14 protein-coding genes are annotated in these 15,676 nt (G+C 61.4%); 6 read left to right on the forward strand and 8 right to left on the reverse strand.

From position 1 onward, the window contains the following. Positions 1-52: 52 nt before the first annotated feature. Together ACK3CV_RS23365 and tsgA are read left to right on the forward strand one after the other, a co-directional pair. Positions 53-1,033: a LacI family DNA-binding transcriptional regulator gene (locus ACK3CV_RS23365; protein WP_033654859.1), complete on the forward strand. Its 981-nt coding sequence runs from the start codon at positions 53-55 to the stop codon at positions 1,031-1,033. Between the two features lie 191 nt (positions 1,034-1,224). Next, positions 1,225-2,409: an MFS transporter TsgA gene (gene tsgA / locus ACK3CV_RS23370; protein WP_033636290.1), complete on the forward strand. Its 1,185-nt coding sequence runs from the start codon at positions 1,225-1,227 to the stop codon at positions 2,407-2,409. A gap of 54 nt (positions 2,410-2,463) precedes the next feature. Here tsgA and ACK3CV_RS23375 read toward each other — a convergent pair whose 3' ends face one another. Beyond that, positions 2,464-3,732: a cytosine deaminase gene (locus tag ACK3CV_RS23375; protein WP_275429476.1), complete on the reverse strand. Its 1,269-nt coding sequence runs from the start codon at positions 3,730-3,732 to the stop codon at positions 2,464-2,466. Between the two features lie 303 nt (positions 3,733-4,035). On the opposite strand from ACK3CV_RS23375, the gene nirB reads away from it, so the two are divergent. The 4 genes from nirB to cysG are packed head-to-tail and all read left to right on the forward strand — an operon-like array spanning position 4,036 to position 9,179. Beyond that, on the forward strand, positions 4,036-6,585 hold the full coding sequence (nirB, locus tag ACK3CV_RS23380; RefSeq protein ID WP_164040101.1) for a nitrite reductase large subunit NirB: 2,550 nt from the start codon (positions 4,036-4,038) through the stop codon (positions 6,583-6,585). Beyond that, positions 6,582-6,908 carry a nitrite reductase small subunit NirD gene (gene nirD / locus ACK3CV_RS23385; protein ID WP_019456155.1) on the forward strand — a complete coding sequence of 109 codons (327 nt, stop codon included), beginning with the start codon at positions 6,582-6,584 and terminating at the stop codon, positions 6,906-6,908. The genes nirB and nirD overlap by 4 nt, the downstream gene beginning before the upstream one ends. 16 nt (positions 6,909-6,924) lie before the next feature. Then, positions 6,925-7,725 (forward strand): nitrite transporter NirC, encoded by an 801-nt coding sequence (gene nirC, locus ACK3CV_RS23390; RefSeq protein WP_033636294.1) that lies wholly within the window; start codon positions 6,925-6,927, stop codon positions 7,723-7,725. 50 nt (positions 7,726-7,775) lie between these two features. Beyond that, a complete protein-coding gene (cysG, locus tag ACK3CV_RS23395; RefSeq protein WP_033636295.1) occupies positions 7,776-9,179 on the forward strand; it encodes a siroheme synthase CysG in 1,404 nt (467 codons plus the stop codon). 51 nt (positions 9,180-9,230) lie between these two features. Here cysG and trpS read toward each other — a convergent pair whose 3' ends face one another. From trpS to aroK, 7 genes are all read right to left on the reverse strand, one after another. Then, the gene (gene trpS / locus ACK3CV_RS23400; RefSeq protein ID WP_025304534.1) at positions 9,231-10,238 is read right to left on the reverse strand and encodes a tryptophan--tRNA ligase; all 1,008 of its coding nucleotides are present in this window, start codon (positions 10,236-10,238) and stop codon (positions 9,231-9,233) included. A 2-nt stretch (positions 10,239-10,240) separates the two neighbouring features. After that, a complete protein-coding gene (locus ACK3CV_RS23405; protein WP_015379295.1) occupies positions 10,241-10,939 on the reverse strand; it encodes a phosphoglycolate phosphatase in 699 nt (232 codons plus the stop codon). Next, positions 10,932-11,609 carry a ribulose-phosphate 3-epimerase gene (rpe, locus tag ACK3CV_RS23410; RefSeq protein ID WP_004930320.1) on the reverse strand — a complete coding sequence of 226 codons (678 nt, stop codon included), beginning with the start codon at positions 11,607-11,609 and terminating at the stop codon, positions 10,932-10,934. The genes ACK3CV_RS23405 and rpe overlap by 8 nt, the downstream gene beginning before the upstream one ends. Positions 11,610-11,660: 51 nt before the next feature. Beyond that, entirely contained in the window at positions 11,661-12,473 is an 813-nt protein-coding gene (dam, locus tag ACK3CV_RS23415) for an adenine-specific DNA-methyltransferase (RefSeq protein WP_004930319.1), read from the reverse strand. Positions 12,474-12,557: 84 nt separating this feature from the next. Then, positions 12,558-13,523, reverse strand: coding sequence for an SPOR domain-containing protein (locus tag ACK3CV_RS23420; RefSeq protein WP_489009903.1), 966 nt, complete (start codon positions 13,521-13,523; stop codon positions 12,558-12,560). Positions 13,524-13,679: 156 nt separating this feature from the next. Then, positions 13,680-14,780 (reverse strand): 3-dehydroquinate synthase, encoded by a 1,101-nt coding sequence (gene aroB, locus ACK3CV_RS23425; RefSeq protein WP_164040097.1) that lies wholly within the window; start codon positions 14,778-14,780, stop codon positions 13,680-13,682. Between the two features lie 106 nt (positions 14,781-14,886). Continuing rightward, entirely contained in the window at positions 14,887-15,408 is a 522-nt protein-coding gene (gene aroK / locus ACK3CV_RS23430; RefSeq protein WP_004391482.1) for a shikimate kinase AroK, read from the reverse strand. Positions 15,409-15,676 lie beyond the last annotated feature (268 nt).

The raw sequence follows: 15,676 nt of genomic DNA on the forward strand, positions 1-15,676 counted from the left end.
GGGGTTCGGCGCGCCGAACCCATTTTTTTAGCCGTAATTCAGGAGTGGGACGATGGTGACACTGGAAGATGTCGCAGCGCTGGCGGGCGTTTCGCGCGCCACCGTATCGCGCGTGGTGAACGGCGACAGCAACGTCAAGGCGCCGACCCGCGAGAAGGTTGAACGCGCCGTTGCCCAGCTCGGTTACACCCCCAACCCGGCGGCCCGCGCGCTCGCCTCCAGCCACAGCAATACCCTTGGGCTGGTCACCACCTCGTACCGCGGCGGCTTTTTCGGCGCGCTGATGGACTTCGTGCAGACCGAGGCCGAATCCCACGGCAAACAGCTGCTGGTGACCCAGGGCCGCAACAGCGCCGAAAACGAATGGCAGGCGGTGCAGCGGCTATTTAGCCTGCGCTGTGACGGCGTGATCCTGCACGTGCGTTTTCTCAGCGACGATCGGCTGCGCCAATTGGCGGCGGAGCAACGTGATTTCGTGTTGCTCGATCGTCTGGTGCCGGGGCTGGAAGACCGCTGCGTCACCTTCGATCACCCGCTCGCCAGCCGCATGGCGACGCAGCAGCTGCTCGATGCCGGGCACCGGCGCATCGCCTGCATCAGCGGCCCGCGTGAACGCCCGTCGAGCCGCCTGCGGCTGCAGGGATTTGAAGAGGCGATGCAGGCGGCGAATATCGATCCGGTGGCCTGCCTGGAGGGCGTCTACGATCTGGAAAGCGGTTACCGCTGCGCCGATCGGCTACTGCGGCAAGCCGCGCGGCCCAGCGCCATCTACTGCTGCAACGAAGAGATGGCGATCGGCGCGCTGCTGGCGATCAACGAACACCGCCTGCGGGTGCCGCAGGATATCTCCTTGATCTGCTACGACAGCGGCGAACGCGCGCCTTTCGTGCGCCCGGCGTTGAGCAGCGTACATTTTCCCATCAGCGAGATGGCCCAATACGCGGCGCGCAGGTTGATCGACCCCGCCACCCCGGCGCACCGGTTTGAGCCGACGATCGTCAACCGTGATTCCGTTGTGACGGTACGCAAATAGATCACAATAATGCACACCGGCCCTTCATGGGTTACATCAAAAAATCGACAGCCATCACAAAAAATCCCGTTGTCTGTGCTAGGATCCGCCCCCTGGTGGCCTGATCGGGACTTTTTTCTGCGTTTGCCAGGAAAAGCCAGCGGCCTTATGCCAGCGTTAAAACCTCTAACAGACATATTCAGGCCTATACAATGAATGACAGTAACCGCATACGGCTTACCTGGATCAGCTTCTTTTCGTACGCGCTGACCGGTGCTTTAGTGATCGTCACAGGGATGGTGATGGGAAACATTGCAGAGTACTTTAATCTGCCGGTTTCCAGCATGAGCAACACCTTTACTTTCCTCAACGCCGGCATTTTGATTTCGATCTTCCTCAATGCCTGGCTGATGGAAATCATCCCGCTGAAGCGTCAGCTGATCTTCGGCTTTGTCCTGATGGTGCTGGCGGTCGCAGGGCTGATGCTCGGCAAGAGCCTGACCATGTTCTCGCTGTGCATGTTTATCCTCGGCGTGGTTAGCGGTATCACCATGTCGATCGGCACCTTCCTGATCACCCACATGTATGCCGGCCGCCAGCGCGGTTCGCGCCTGTTGTTCACCGACTCCTTCTTCAGCATGGCCGGAATGATCTTCCCGATCGTCGCCGCGATGCTGCTGGCCCGCCATATCGGCTGGTACTGGGTTTATGCCTGCATCGGCCTGCTGTACGTGGGGATCTTCGTGCTGACCCTGTGCTCCGAATTCCCGGTGCTGGGCAAGAAAGGCGCCGACGCCGGCCAGCCGGTCGAGAAAGAAAAATGGGGCATCGGCGTGCTGTTCCTGTCGATCGCCGCGCTGTGCTACATCCTCGGCCAGCTGGGCTTCATTCAGTGGGTGCCTGAGTACGCCACCAAGTCGTTCAACATGGACATCGGCCAGGCCGGTAAGCTGGTGAGCGACTTCTGGACCTCTTACATGGTCGGCATGTGGGTGTTCAGCTTCATCCTGCGCTTCTTCGATCTGCAGCGCATCGTGACCGTGCTGGCCGCACTGGCTACCGGCGCGATGTACCTGTTCGTCAGCACCGACAACCCGGAGCACCTGGGCTACTACATCATGGCCCTGGGCTTCGTTTCCAGCGCCATCTACACCACGCTGATCACCCTCGGCTCGCTGCAGACCAAGGTCTCCTCGCCGAAGCTGGTCAACTTTATCCTGACCTGCGGCACCATCGGCACCATGTTGACCTTCGTGGTTACCGGCCCGATCGTGGCGAAAGGCGGCGCGCACGCGGCGCTGACCACCGCCAACGGCCTGTATTTGGCGGTGTTCGTGATGTGCCTGCTGCTGGGCTTCGTGACCAAGCACCGCAGCCACGGCCACGTGACGCACTGATTTCTTCGCATCAAAGACATCAGGGGCGCCCGCAAGGCGCCCTTTTTTTGCGCCTTAACGCCGAAAATCCACCGTTTCATGCTGCTGCAGATGCAGCGTGGTTTCCGCCGGCCGCGTTTCGGCGATCACCGCCCCCTGGCGAATCGAGTAGCGCACCGGCGTCTGGCGGCGCACCGCGTCGAAGCCGCTTTCCGCCGGCAGGATCACCAGGTTGGCGCTGTTGCCGGCCGCCAGGCCGTAGTCGCTCAGGTTAAGGGTGCGCGCGCTGTGGCTGGTGATCAGCTTTAGCCCGTCGTCGATCTGGCCATAGCCCATCAGCTGGCACACGTGCAGCCCCATATGCAGCACCTGCAGCATGTTGGCGGTGCCGAGCGGATACCAGGGATCGAACACGTCGTCATGGCCGAAGCAGACGTTGATCTGCGCCTCCAGCATCTCCTTCACCCGCGTTACGCCGCGCCGTTTCGGATAGCTGTCGAAACGGCCCTGCAGGTGAATGTTCACCAGCGGATTGGCGACGAAGTTGATGCCGGATATTTTCAGCAGGCGGAACAGCCGCGAGGCGTAAGCGCCGTTGTAAGAGTGCATCGCCGTGGTGTGGCTAGCGGTGACTTTCGCCCCCATCTCCAGCTTCAGCGCCAGCGCCGCCACGGTCTCGACGAAGCGCGATTGTTCGTCGTCGATCTCATCGCAGTGCACATCCACCAGCCGATCGTATTTTTGCGCCAGCGCAAACGCCTTATGCAGCGATTCCACGCCGTACTCGCGGGTGAATTCGAAATGCGGAATGGCGCCCACCACGTCGGCCCCCAGCCGCAGCGCCTCTTCAAGCAGCGCTTCGCCGTTGGGGTAGGAAAGGATCCCCTCCTGCGGGAAGGCGACAATCTGCAGCGTCACCCAGGGTGCCACCTCCTGTTTCACCTCCAGCATGGCGCGCAGCGCGGTCAGCGTGGGATCGGAAACGTCGACGTGGGTGCGCACATACTGCACGCCGTTGGCGATCTGCCACTTGAGCGTTTGCCAGGCGCGCTGTTTGACATCTTCATGGGTCAGCAACGCTTTGCGTTCGGCCCAGCGCTCAATGCCCTCGAACAGCGTGCCGGACTGGTTCCAGGCCGGCTGACCGGCGGTTTGCGTGGTATCCAGGTGAATATGCGGTTCGACGAACGCCGGCAGCGCCAGCCCGCCCTGCGCATCCAACACGTCGCTGCGCCACTCCTGCCCTTCCGGCTGCGGCACCAGATGCGCGATGCGCCCCTGCTCAATCGCCAGTTGCCACAATCCTTCATGCCCGCTTAAACGCAGGTTATCGATAAACTTCAATGGACGTTTCGCCACCCTTCACCTCTGCCGTTGCGCTGGTTTTCTTCATCATACTGGCAGCGGATCGCGCTGACAAAGTCACCGTTGCCTGCCTACCCCCTGTGTTTACTCTCTGCGGGGTAGTTTGCATGCAAACTGACTCGCTTCAGCTAAAGGTGAATAAAATCCGCAACTTATCAAAAAACGTGAAAAATCATCCATATACCACGTTAGAGGTATATGAGGGTGTGATTGATTTGCATCAATAAATTGCCCATTGGGAGAGATAAGGTAAGCCTAGGAAACCAGAATTTTGAGGCAATAATGAGCAGAGTCAAACTTGCCGTCGTCGGCAATGGCATGGTCGGCCACCGGTTCATCGAAGATCTGTTGGATAAAGCAGACAAAGACCAGTTCGTAATCACCGTATTTTGCGAAGAGCCGCGCATCGCTTACGATCGCGTGCACCTCTCTTCCTACTTCTCGCACCACACCGCCGAAGAGCTGTCGCTGGTGCGCGAAGGCTTTTACGAAAAACACGGCGTGAAGGTGCTGGTCGGCGAGCGCGCCATCACCATCAATCGCGACGAGAAGGTCATCCACTCCAACACCGGCCGCACCGTCTATTACGACAAGCTGATCATGGCCACCGGTTCCTATCCGTGGATCCCGCCGATTAAAGGTTCGGATAGCCAGGACTGCTTCGTTTACCGCACCATCGAAGACCTGAACGCCATCGAAGCCTGCGCGCGCCGCAGCAAACGCGGTGCGGTGGTCGGCGGCGGGCTGTTGGGGCTGGAAGCCGCAGGCGCGCTGAAAAGCCTGGGGGTGGAAACGCACGTGATCGAGTTCGCCCCGATGCTGATGGCCGAACAGCTCGACCCGATGGGCGGTGACCAGCTGCGCCGCAAGATCGAGCGCATGGGCGTCAAAGTACACACCGGCAAAAATACCCAGGAGATCGTCAACGGCGGCGGCACCGCGCGCAAAACCATGCATTTCGCCGACGGCAGCCTGCTGGAAGTGGATTTCATCGTGTTCTCCACCGGCATCCGCGCCCAGGACAAGCTGGCGCGCCAGTGCGGGCTGGAGATTGGCCGCCGCGGCGGCATCGCCATCAACGACAGCTGCCAGACGTCGGATCCGGACGTCTACGCCATCGGTGAGTGCGCCGCCTGGCGCGATCGCACCTTCGGCCTGGTGGCGCCGGGTTACAAAATGGCGCAGGTGGCCGTCGATCACCTGCTGGGCCGCGAAAACGGCTTCCAGGGCGCCGACATGAGCGCCAAGCTGAAGCTGCTGGGCGTGGACGTCGGCGGCATCGGCGATGCTCACGGCCGCACCGAGGGCGCCCGCAGCTACGTTTATCTGGATGAAAGCAAAGAAGTCTACAAACGCATCGTGGTCAGCGCCGACAACAAAACCCTGCTCGGCGCGGTGCTGGTGGGCGACACCAGCGATTACGGCAATCTGCTGCAGCTGGCGTTGAACGGCATCGAGCTGCCGGAAAACCCGGACGGCCTGATCCTGCCGGCTCATGCGGGCAGCAAACCGGCCATCGGCGTGGATTCGCTGCCGGAAAGCGCGCAGATCTGCTCCTGCTTCGACGTCAGCAAAGGCGACATCATCCAGGCGGTCAACAAAGGCTGCCACACCGTGGCGGCGCTGAAGGCCGAAACCAAGGCCGGCACCGGCTGCGGCGGCTGCATCCCGCTGCTCACCCAGGTGTTGAACGCCGAGCTGAGCAAGCAAGGCATCGAGGTCAACCATCACCTGTGCGAACACTTCGCCTACTCGCGCCAGGAGCTGTTCCACCTGATCCGCGTCGAAGGCATCAAGTCGTTCGAGGCGCTGCTGGCCAAATACGGCAAAGGCTACGGCTGCGAAGTCTGTAAGCCGACCGTCGGCTCGCTGCTGGCTTCTTGCTGGAACGAATACATCCTCAAGCCGCAGCATACGCCGCTGCAGGATACCAACGACAACTTCCTCGGCAATATCCAGAAAGACGGCACCTACTCGGTGATCCCGCGCTCCGCCGGCGGCGAAATCACCCCGGACGGCCTGCTGGCCATCGGCCAGATCGCCAAGGAGTACAACCTCTACACCAAAATGACCGGTTCGCAGCGCATCGGCATGTTCGGCGCGCAGAAAGACGACCTGCCGGCCATCTGGCGCAAGCTGCTCGCCGCCGGCTTTGAAACCGGCCACGCTTACGCCAAGGCGCTGCGCATGGCGAAAACCTGCGTCGGCAGCACCTGGTGCCGCTACGGCGTCGGCGACAGCGTCGGCTTCGGCGTCACGCTGGAGCATCGCTACAAAGGCATCCGCACCCCGCACAAAATGAAGTTCGGCGTCTCGGGCTGCACCCGTGAATGCGCCGAAGCGCAGGGCAAGGACGTCGGCATCATCGCCACCGAGAACGGCTGGAACCTGTATGTCTGCGGCAACGGCGGCATGAAACCGCGCCACGCCGATCTGCTGGCCGCCGACCTCGATCGCGAGACCCTGGTGCGCTACCTCGACCGCTTCATGATGTTCTATATCCGCACCGCCGATAAGCTGCAGCGCACCTCGGTGTGGCTGGAGAGCCTGGAAGGCGGCATCGATTACCTGCGCAAGGTGATCATCGACGACAAGCTCGGCATCAACGACCAGCTGGAAGCGGAGATCGCCCGCCTGCGCGATGCGGTGATCTGCGAGTGGAAAGAGACCGTCGAGCACCCGGAAACGCAGCTGCGCTTCGCCCACTTCGTCAACAGCCCGCTGCGCGATCCGAACGTGCAGGTGGTGGCCGAACGCGACCAGCACCGCCCGGCGCGCCCTGACGAGCGCATTCCCGTCACCCTGATCGATACCGAGGAGAGCCACGCATGAGCCAGTGGATTACCGTTTGTCCCGTCGCCGACATTCTGCCCGGCACCGGCGTGTGCGCCCTGATCGGCGATCGGCAGGTGGCGGTGTTCCGCCCCTATGCCGACGAGCAGGTGTTCGCCATCAGCAATATCGACCCGTTCGCCCAGGCCAGCGTGCTGTCGCGCGGCCTGATCGCCGAGCATCAGGGCGAACTGTGGGTCGCCAGCCCGCTGAAGAAACAGCATTTCCGCCTGTACGACGGCCACTGTCTGGAAGACGACAGCCGTTCCGTCGCCAGCTTCGCCAGCCGGGTGGTCGACGGCATCGTGCAAGTCGCGGCATAACCTTTCGGGAGGCAACATGTTTACCGACACGATCAACAAATGCGCCGCCAACGCGGCGCGCATCGTCCGCCTGGCGAAAGAAAGCCCGCTCGGCTTTTGGATCAGCTCGGCGATGGCGGGCGCCTACGTCGGCCTCGGCATCATCCTGATCTTCACCCTCGGCAACCTGGTCGACCCAAGCGTGCGGCCGCTGGTGATGGGCGCCACCTTCGGCATCGCCCTGACGCTGGTGATCATCGCCGGTTCCGAGCTGTTCACCGGCCACACGATGTTCCTGACGCTCGGCGTCAAGGCCGGCACCATCCGCCAGAGCCAGATGTGGGCGGTGCTGCCGCAAACCTGGCTCGGCAATCTGCTCGGCTCGGTGCTGGTGGCGCTGATGTATTACTACGGCGGCGGCAGCCTGCTGCCGGTGGATACCAGTCTGGTGCACAGCGCCGCGCTGGCGAAAACCACCGCGCCGGCCGAGGTGCTGTTCTTCAAGGGCGTATTGTGCAACTGGCTGGTCTGCCTGGCGATTTGGATGGCGATCCGCGTCGAAGGCGCCGCCAAATTCATCGCCATCTGGTGGTGCCTGCTGGCCTTTATCGCCTCGGGTTACGAACACTCCGTCGCCAACATGACGCTGTTCGCCCTCTCCTGGTTCGGCAACCACAGCGAGGCCTACACCCTCGCCGGCATTGGCCACAACCTGCTGTGGGTGACGCTGGGCAACATCCTGTCCGGCTCGGTGCTGATGGGGCTGGGGTATTGGTACGCTACGCCGCGCGCCGAACGCCCGCAGGCGGCTAAAGCCGCCGCACGTCAGACCGCCTGAGTTTTCGGGGGCGCATTTCGCCCCCACACTGATTCTCCCGAGGAGTGCCGATGGACTACCTGCCGATTTTCTGCCAACTGCAACATAAAGCCTGCCTGCTGGTGGGCGGCGGCGAGATCGCCGAACGCAAGGCGCGCCTGCTGCTGGACGCCGGCGCGGCGCTGACCGTCAACGCCCTGGCATTCAGCCCACAGTTCCACCACTGGGCTGAAGAAGGCCTGCTGACGCTGGCCGAGGGCGAATTCAGCCCGGCCCTGCTGGCGGAAAAATGGCTGGTGATCGCCGCCACCGATCGGCTGGAAGTCAACGCACTGGTGTACCAGTGCGCCAACCAGCAACGGGTGTTCTGCAACGTGGTGGACGATCCGAAACGCGCCAGCTTTATCATGCCGTCGATCATCGATCGTTCGCCGATCATGGTGGCGGTGTCCTCCGGCGGCAAAGCGCCGGTGCTGGCGCGGCTGCTGCGCGAGAAGCTGGAAGCGATGCTGCCGCAGCACCTCGGCAAGCTGGCCCAGCTGGGCGGCTCGCTGCGGCAGCGGGTAAAACAACGCTTCAGCAGCCTCGGCGCGCGCCGTCGCTTCTGGGAACGGTTATTCGCCCACGATCGGCTGGCGCAGTCGCTGGCCAACGACGACGCCGCGCTGGCCGAACGCCAGCTCGAGCAGCTGTTCAGCGAACGGCCGGAAGATCGCGGTGAAGTGGTGCTGGTGGGCGCCGGGCCGGGCGATGCCGGCTTGCTGACGCTGAAAGGGCTGCAGCAGATCCAGCAGGCCGACGTGGTGGTTTACGACCGGCTGGTCTCCGAAGAGATCATGACGCTGGTGCGCCGCGACGCCGAACGCATCTTCGTCGGTAAACGCGCCGGCCACCACTGCGTGCCGCAAGAGCAAATCAACCAAATCCTGCTGCAGCAGGCGCTGCAAGGCAAACGCGTGGTGCGCCTGAAGGGCGGCGATCCCTTTATCTTCGGCCGCGGCGGCGAAGAGCTGGAGACGCTGGCGGATGCCAACGTGCCGTTCTCGGTGGTGCCGGGCATTACCGCCGCCTCCGGCTGTTCCGCCTACAGCGGCATCCCGCTCACCCACCGCGACCATGCGCAAAGCGTGCGCCTGGTGACCGGCCACGCCAAGGCCGACGGCGGATTGGACTGGGCGACGCTGGCCGCCGGGCAGCAGACGCTGGTGTTCTATATGGGGCTAACGCAGGCAGCGGAGATCCAGCGCCAGCTGATCGCACACGGCTTGCCGGCCGCCACACCGGTAGCGCTGGTGGAAAACGGCACGTCCTGCCGCCAGCGGGTGATCGAAGGCGAGCTCGGCCAACTGGGCGCCTTGTCCCTGCAGGCCGCCAGCCCCAGCCTGATCATCGTCGGCAGCGTGGTCAGCCTGCGCAGCAAGCTCAATTGGTTCGCCAGCGAGGAACCGCCCGCCGGCCTGGCGCAAATGGCGTGATACCGACGTAAAAAAAGCGGCCTTTGGCCGCTTTTTCTATTCGCGCCGGCGTTACGCCTGCGGCGGTACGAAACCGACGGCCTGATAGACCTTCGCCAGGGTTTCCTGCGCGCGCGCGCGGGCCTTGGCGGCGCCGTCGCGCATCACCTGCTGCAGATAGGCTTCGTCGTTGCGGAAGCGGTGGTAGCGCTCCTGCAGCTCACCCAGCATGCCGGAGACGGCTTCCGCCACCGCGCCTTTCAGGTGGCCGTACATCTGGCCCTCGAACTCGGCTTCCAGCTGCGCGATGCTCTTGCCGGTCACGCCGGCGAGGATATCCAGCAGGTTGGAGACGCCCGCCTTGTTGACCACGTCGTAACGCACGACAGGCGGCTCTTCCGAGTCGGTCATTGCGCGTTTGATCTTCTTGGTCACCGCTTTCGGATCTTCCAGCAGGCCGATCACGTTGTTGCGGTTGTCGTCCGACTTGGACATCTTCTTGGTCGGCTCCTGCAGCGACATGACGCGCGCGCCGGATTTAGGAATGAACGGCTCAGGCACTTTGAACACGTCGCCGTACAGCGCGTTAAAACGCTGGCCTACGTCGCGGCTCAGTTCCAGGTGCTGTTTCTGGTCTTCGCCCACCGGCACCTGATTGGTTTGATACAGCAGGATATCGGCCGCCATCAGCACCGGATAGCTGAACAGCCCGGCGTTGATGTTCTCCGCGTAGCGCGCGGATTTGTCCTTGAACTGCGTCATGCGGCTCAGTTCGCCGAAATAGGTGTAGCAGTTCAGCACCCAGCTCAGCTGCGTGTGCTCCGGCACGTGCGACTGCACGAAGATGGTGCTTTTTTCCGGATCGATACCGCAGGCCAGGTACAGCGCCAGCGTATCCAGCGTGGCCTTGCGCAGCTTCTCGGCGTCCTGGCGCACGGTGATGGCATGCAGATCGACGATGCAGTAGATGCAGTCGTAGTCGTCCTGCATCTGCACCCACTGACGCAGCGCACCCATGTAGTTGCCGATGGTCAGTTCGCCGGACGGCTGCGCGCCGCTAAATACGATGGGCTTACTCATGTTTAAATTTCCTGATTCTCTAAAGATGACAGCCCAAGAGCGGGCAACAAATCGGCGAAGCGCTCCAACACCCGATCGGGGTGGCTCAGGGCGATCGATTCGCCGTAGTTATAACCGTAGGTAAAGCCGACGCTCGGGCAACCGGCACCCTGCGCGGCTTGAATATCGTTGCGGGAGTCGCCGACGAACAGCAGTTCATGCGCCCGCAGCCCAAGCTTGCCGAGCACCAGGTACAGCGGCGCCGGATGCGGTTTCTTTTCCGTCACGTCGTCGCCGCCGATCACCAGCGAGAAATAGTCGCCAATGCCCAGCGCCGCCAGCAGCGGTGCCACGAACGGTGTCGGCTTGTTGGTCACTAATGCCATCGGGTAACCGTGCGCGGCCAGCCGGGCCAGCGTCTCTTGCACCTGCGGGAACAGGCGGCTGCCGCTGTCGACGGTCTGCGCGTAGAAATGGTCGAAGCGTTCACGCAGCCGGCTGCACTGCTCCGGCGTGCCTTCCGCTTCCGCCCAGCGCAGCGCGCGTTGCACCAGCACGTCGGCGCCGTTGCCGATCCAGGTGCCGACCCGTTCTTCACCCGCTTGCGGCAGGCCCGTCTCTTCCAGCGCCATATCGATGGCGGCCGCCAGACCCGGCGCGCTGTCGACCAGCGTGCCGTCCAGATCGAAGGCCAATGCGCGGATCGCGCCGAAATCAGCCATGGGTAACCTTCGCCAGCTCGCTGCGCATCTCGTCGATCACCTTGCGGTAGTCCGGCTGGCCAAAGATGGCGGAACCGGCGACGAACATATCGGCGCCCGCGGCGGCGATTTCGGCGATGTTGTCCACCTTCACCCCGCCGTCGACTTCCAGGCGGATATCGCGGCCGCTGTCGTCAATCAGCTTGCGCACCTGGCGCAGCTTGTCCAGAGTGCCGTGAATGAACGACTGGCCGCCGAAGCCCGGGTTAACCGACATCAGCAGGATCACGTCGATTTTATCCATCACGTAATCGAGGTAGCTCAGCGGCGTGGCCGGGTTGAACACCAGGCCGGCTTTACAGCCGTGCTCTTTGATCAGCTGAATGGTGCGATCGACATGCTCGGAAGCTTCGGGGTGGAAAGAGATATAAGACGCGCCGGCCTTGGCGAAATCAGGCACGATGCGATCCACCGGCTTGACCATCAGGTGCACGTCAATCGGTGCGGTAATGCCGTAGTTGCGCAGCGCTTCGCACACCATCGGGCCGATGGTCAGATTGGGCACGTAGTGGTTGTCCATCACGTCGAAGTGCACCACGTCGCCGCCTGCTGCCAGCACGTTGGCGGTATCTTCACCTAACCGGGCAAAATCTGCCGACAGAATGGACGGGGCAATCAAAAACTTTTTCATCCGCTTCTCCAAACGTAGGGTCGAGTTGTTATGCGCCGGGGGGCCCCCGGCTTAGCGATACAGCGCCAAAAGCTCGTTCACTTTGCTGCGGCCGAGAATGTTGCGGCTGATCGTGCGGCGCGCTTTCACCACATACAGCGCGGCATGCTGGTACCAGTCGCGCGTCAGCTCGGTATCGTGATTGGAGATCAATACCGGTACCTGGCTCTCTACCGAGAGCTGGTGCGCCAGATGCGCCAGGCTCTGCTGATCGGCGATGCTGAAGCTGTTGGTGTGGTAAGCGGTGAAATTCGCCGTCGCCGACAGCGGCGCATAAGGCGGATCGCAATACACCACGGCGCCGGCCACGGCCTTCGCCATGGTATCGCGGTAATGCTCGCAGACAAAAGTGGCATTGCGCGATTTTTCGGCAAACCAGTAGAGCTCTTCTTCCGGGAAGTACGGTTTCTTGTACCGGCCAAACGGCACGTTGAACTCGCCGCGCAGGTTATAGCGGCACAGGCCGTTATAGCAGTGGCGGTTCAGGTACAGGAACAGCAGCGCCCGGCGGTAAGGCTCGGTGCTAGTATTGAACTCTTCTCGCAGCAGGTAAAACTGATCCGAGTTATTGAATTCATCGGCGAAAAGCGTGCGGGCATCGCGCACGAAGTCATCCGTGCGCAGCTTAACGATGTTATACAGGTTGATAAGATCGCTATTGATGTCGGCGAGAATGTAGGCGTCGTAATCCGTATTCAGAAAGACGGATCCCGCACCCACGAAGGGCTCGATTAAGCAGTCTCCCGCCGGCAGATGGCGACGAATCTCATCTACCAGCGGGTATTTTCCACCAGCCCATTTTAAAAAAGCGCGGTTTTTCTTCATGCCGTCAATTAGCTACTTATACAATTCAGAGCGGCGGATTGTACTCTGTTTCAGACAGCACATCAGCGCACAAATTTAAATGATTTATTTTTTAAGATCTTGCTGCACTTGGTGTACAGGTCGGACCCACGGTTTTTTCGCCTGCACATCCGCCGGCAACGAAGCAATGGCGCGCTTCGCTTCTGCGGAAGACGCATAGTTGCCGCTTACCAGCACGTACCACGGTTTGCCGTCACGCTTGGTGGCGTACACCAGGTAGTTCTGCAGCTTCTGCTGTTTGGCGTAGGCGTTCAGCGTATCGGAACGCGAAGCGCTGCTCAGCTGCAAGGTATAGTGGCTGCCTGGCGCAGACTGCAGCGAACTGCCGCTGCTGGCGACCGCTCCCGCTTTCGCGGTAGAAGACGGCTTGGCAGGCGGCGTATACACCGTGGTCGGTGATTTATGCTGTTGCTGCGCGGTGCCCTGCACAGGGCGAGTCGTTTCGCGCGCCGCGGCGCCGCTCATCACCGTCGCCGGTGCGGTCGGCAGCGTCGAGGCTGCGCCGGTCATGCCCTGGGTCGCGGCATCCACCTGCCCTTGCTGCTGCGACAGCGCATCCGCCATGTTGCCAGGCAGATCGACACGCTGCTGCGCACCGCCCTGCTGAGGCTGAGTTTGCGCTTCGGTCGGCGTGCCGGAGATCGGCGGAACGCTGACGTTCTGCGGTTGCTGCGGCTGAGTCGCGCTCACGCCGTTGTTGTCATGGGTATCCGTGGTGCCGCCCGGCACGCCGTTATTGGCGGTGGTCAGCGACGAAGAACCGGACAGGTTGATATCGCGGGCCGCGCCGTTTTGCGCGCCGCTATCCTGAGCCGCTTCATGCTTGGTCGGCGCCTTCAAGGCGGAACCGATGCCGATAATCAGCAGCAACAGCACCAAAATGCCGATGCCGATCATCAAATGCTGGCGCGAAACGGCGAAGCGCGGCGCGGCGGCCGGCTTGCGCGAACGCGTAGGACGACGATCGCTGCTATCAGGTCTGAGATCGTCTTCCGGTTTAAACTCGTCCATCTGAAACCCTCCAACTAGAGGCAAAAGCCCACCACCGTAGACCTACCGTGGCACGGGCAGATTAACCCGATGATGGCAAAGCGACACCCGTCGTGCTCTGCTCACTGTATTAATATAGATGCAAATGGCGGCTAAGCCACTGTTACTTAGTCCGATTTAATTACGCTTCTGCTCAGGCAGGCAGGCGGCGATCGACGCCAACACCAGCTCATGCCCTACGCCGCCGCGCACTTCCGCCGCACCTATCGCGGTCGGCAGCACCAGGCGCAGTTCACCCGCCAGCACTTTCTTGTCGCGTAGCATGTGCGGCAGATAGGATTCCGGCGTCATTTCCTGCGGCCCGCAGACCGGCAAGCCGGCGCGCAGCAGCAGCGCTTTGATGCGTTCGATATCTTCAACCGAGAACTGGCCGAGACGGCGCGCGGTTTCCGCCGCCATCACCATGCCCGCAGCCACCGCTTCGCCGTGCAGCCATACGCCGTAGCCCATTTCGGCTTCGATGGCGTGGCCGTAAGTATGGCCCAGATTCAGCAAGGCGCGCAGGCCGCTTTCGCGTTCGTCGGCGGCCACGACCTCGGCCTTCAGCTCGCAGCAGCGGCGGATACAGTACGCCAACGCCTGCATATCCAGCGCCATCAGCGCATCGATGTTGTTTTCCAACCAGACGAAGAACTCGCGATCGAGGATGATCCCGTATTTGATGACTTCAGCCAGGCCGGAAGAGAGTTCACGCGTCGGCAACGTTTTCAGGCAATCCAGATCAACCACCACCGAAGCGGGTTGATAGAAAGCGCCGATCATATTTTTGCCGAGCGGGTGGTTGACGGCGGTTTTGCCGCCTACGGAGGAGTCCACCTGCGACAACAGCGTGGTGGGAACCTGAATGAAGCGCACGCCGCGTTGGTAGCACGCGGCGGCGAAGCCGGTCAGATCGCCGACCACGCCCCCGCCGAGGGCGATCAGCGTGGTATCGCGCCCGTGCGGTTTTTCAAGCAGCGCCGAAAACACCTGCTCCAACACCGCCAGAGATTTGTACTGCTCACCATCGGGAAGGATCACCTGATCCACCACGACGCCCCCCTGCTCCAGCACCTGCCGGACACGCTCCAGATAAAGCGGCGCCAGGGTCTGGTTGGTGACCAACATCGCTTGCTCACCCGCCTTCAACGGCATAAAAGAAACCGGATCGTTAAACAATCCGGCGGCGATGGTAATCGGGTAGCTGCGCTCCCCAAGCGTTACAGTAATTCTCTCCATGTCGCGCTCAGTTCTCTGTATGGTGCGGCGGTGGTTGATCCCCGCAACAGCGGGGAACACAAATCAGTTTTCCGCATTGGCCGACGGCGAACGCGAAAATCGGCAATCAGTTGCTTTCCAGCATGTTGATGATCTGGTTGGCAACCACTTTAGCGCTCTGATCGTCGGTGCGGATGGTGACATCAGCAATCTCTTCATACAACGGATTGCGCTCTTTCGCCAAGGCTTCCAGCACTTCACGCGGCGGAGAATCAACCTGCAGCAGCGGGCGTTTTTTATCACGCTGGGTACGAGCCAGCTGCTTCTCGATCGTGGTTTCCAGATAGACCACCACGCCGCGCGCGGACAGACGGTTGCGCGTTTCGCGCGACTTCACCGAACCGCCGCCGGTCGCCAACACAATCCCTTGTTTTTCCGTCAGTTCATTAATGACTTTTTCTTCACGATCGCGGAAACCTTCTTCCCCTTCCACGTCGAATACCCAGCCCACGTCAGCTCCGGTACGTCGCTCAATTTCTTGATCGGAGTCGAAGAACTCCATATTGAGTTGCTGAGCTAACTGACGGCCAATAGTGCTTTTGCCGGCACCCATAGGCCCAACCAGAAAGATATTGCGTTTCTCTGCCATGTTTTTCGGTATTACTAAGACAATTCGTTAATGTTAACCCGCCCCGCCAATCAAATCAGCGGCGGGACCTAAACTGAAACCTCATGAGCGATAGTGCGAGATCAGACGAAAAATTATCTCAACACTCTTGGTAGTTTGGCAACCGAATAAATCGCAATCCACGCCGCGGGAGGGAAACCATATGTTTTTAACGGCGTCTTGACGCTAACAAAAAACCTCGGTGCTCAATTCGGTAACCCTTGTAAGCTAAATCGGCCGCAGCGTCAAA

It is taken from the genome of Serratia sp. TSO36 (genome assembly GCF_057808395.1).

Bases quoted from the DNA above. Each gene is read 5' to 3' on its own strand.
- nirD (WP_019456155.1), top strand. From the start codon at position 6,582: ATGAGCCAGTGGATTACCGTTTGTCCCGTCGCCGACATTCTGCCCGGC.
- ACK3CV_RS23420 (WP_489009903.1), bottom strand. From the start codon at position 13,523: ATGGACGAGTTTAAACCGGAAGACGATCTCAGACCTGATAGCAGCGAT.
- trpS (WP_025304534.1), bottom strand. From the start codon at position 10,238: ATGAGTAAGCCCATCGTATTTAGCGGCGCGCAGCCGTCCGGCGAACTG.
- dam (WP_004930319.1), bottom strand. From the start codon at position 12,473: ATGAAGAAAAACCGCGCTTTTTTAAAATGGGCTGGTGGAAAATACCCG.
- rpe (WP_004930320.1), bottom strand. From the start codon at position 11,609: ATGAAAAAGTTTTTGATTGCCCCGTCCATTCTGTCGGCAGATTTTGCC.
- tsgA (WP_033636290.1), top strand. From the start codon at position 1,225: ATGAATGACAGTAACCGCATACGGCTTACCTGGATCAGCTTCTTTTCG.
- aroB (WP_164040097.1), bottom strand. From the start codon at position 14,780: ATGGAGAGAATTACTGTAACGCTTGGGGAGCGCAGCTACCCGATTACC.
- cysG (WP_033636295.1), top strand. From the start codon at position 7,776: ATGGACTACCTGCCGATTTTCTGCCAACTGCAACATAAAGCCTGCCTG.
- nirC (WP_033636294.1), top strand. From the start codon at position 6,925: ATGTTTACCGACACGATCAACAAATGCGCCGCCAACGCGGCGCGCATC.
- nirB (WP_164040101.1), top strand. From the start codon at position 4,036: ATGAGCAGAGTCAAACTTGCCGTCGTCGGCAATGGCATGGTCGGCCAC.
- ACK3CV_RS23365 (WP_033654859.1), top strand. From the start codon at position 53: ATGGTGACACTGGAAGATGTCGCAGCGCTGGCGGGCGTTTCGCGCGCC.
- aroK (WP_004391482.1), bottom strand. From the start codon at position 15,408: ATGGCAGAGAAACGCAATATCTTTCTGGTTGGGCCTATGGGTGCCGGC.
- ACK3CV_RS23405 (WP_015379295.1), bottom strand. From the start codon at position 10,939: ATGGCTGATTTCGGCGCGATCCGCGCATTGGCCTTCGATCTGGACGGC.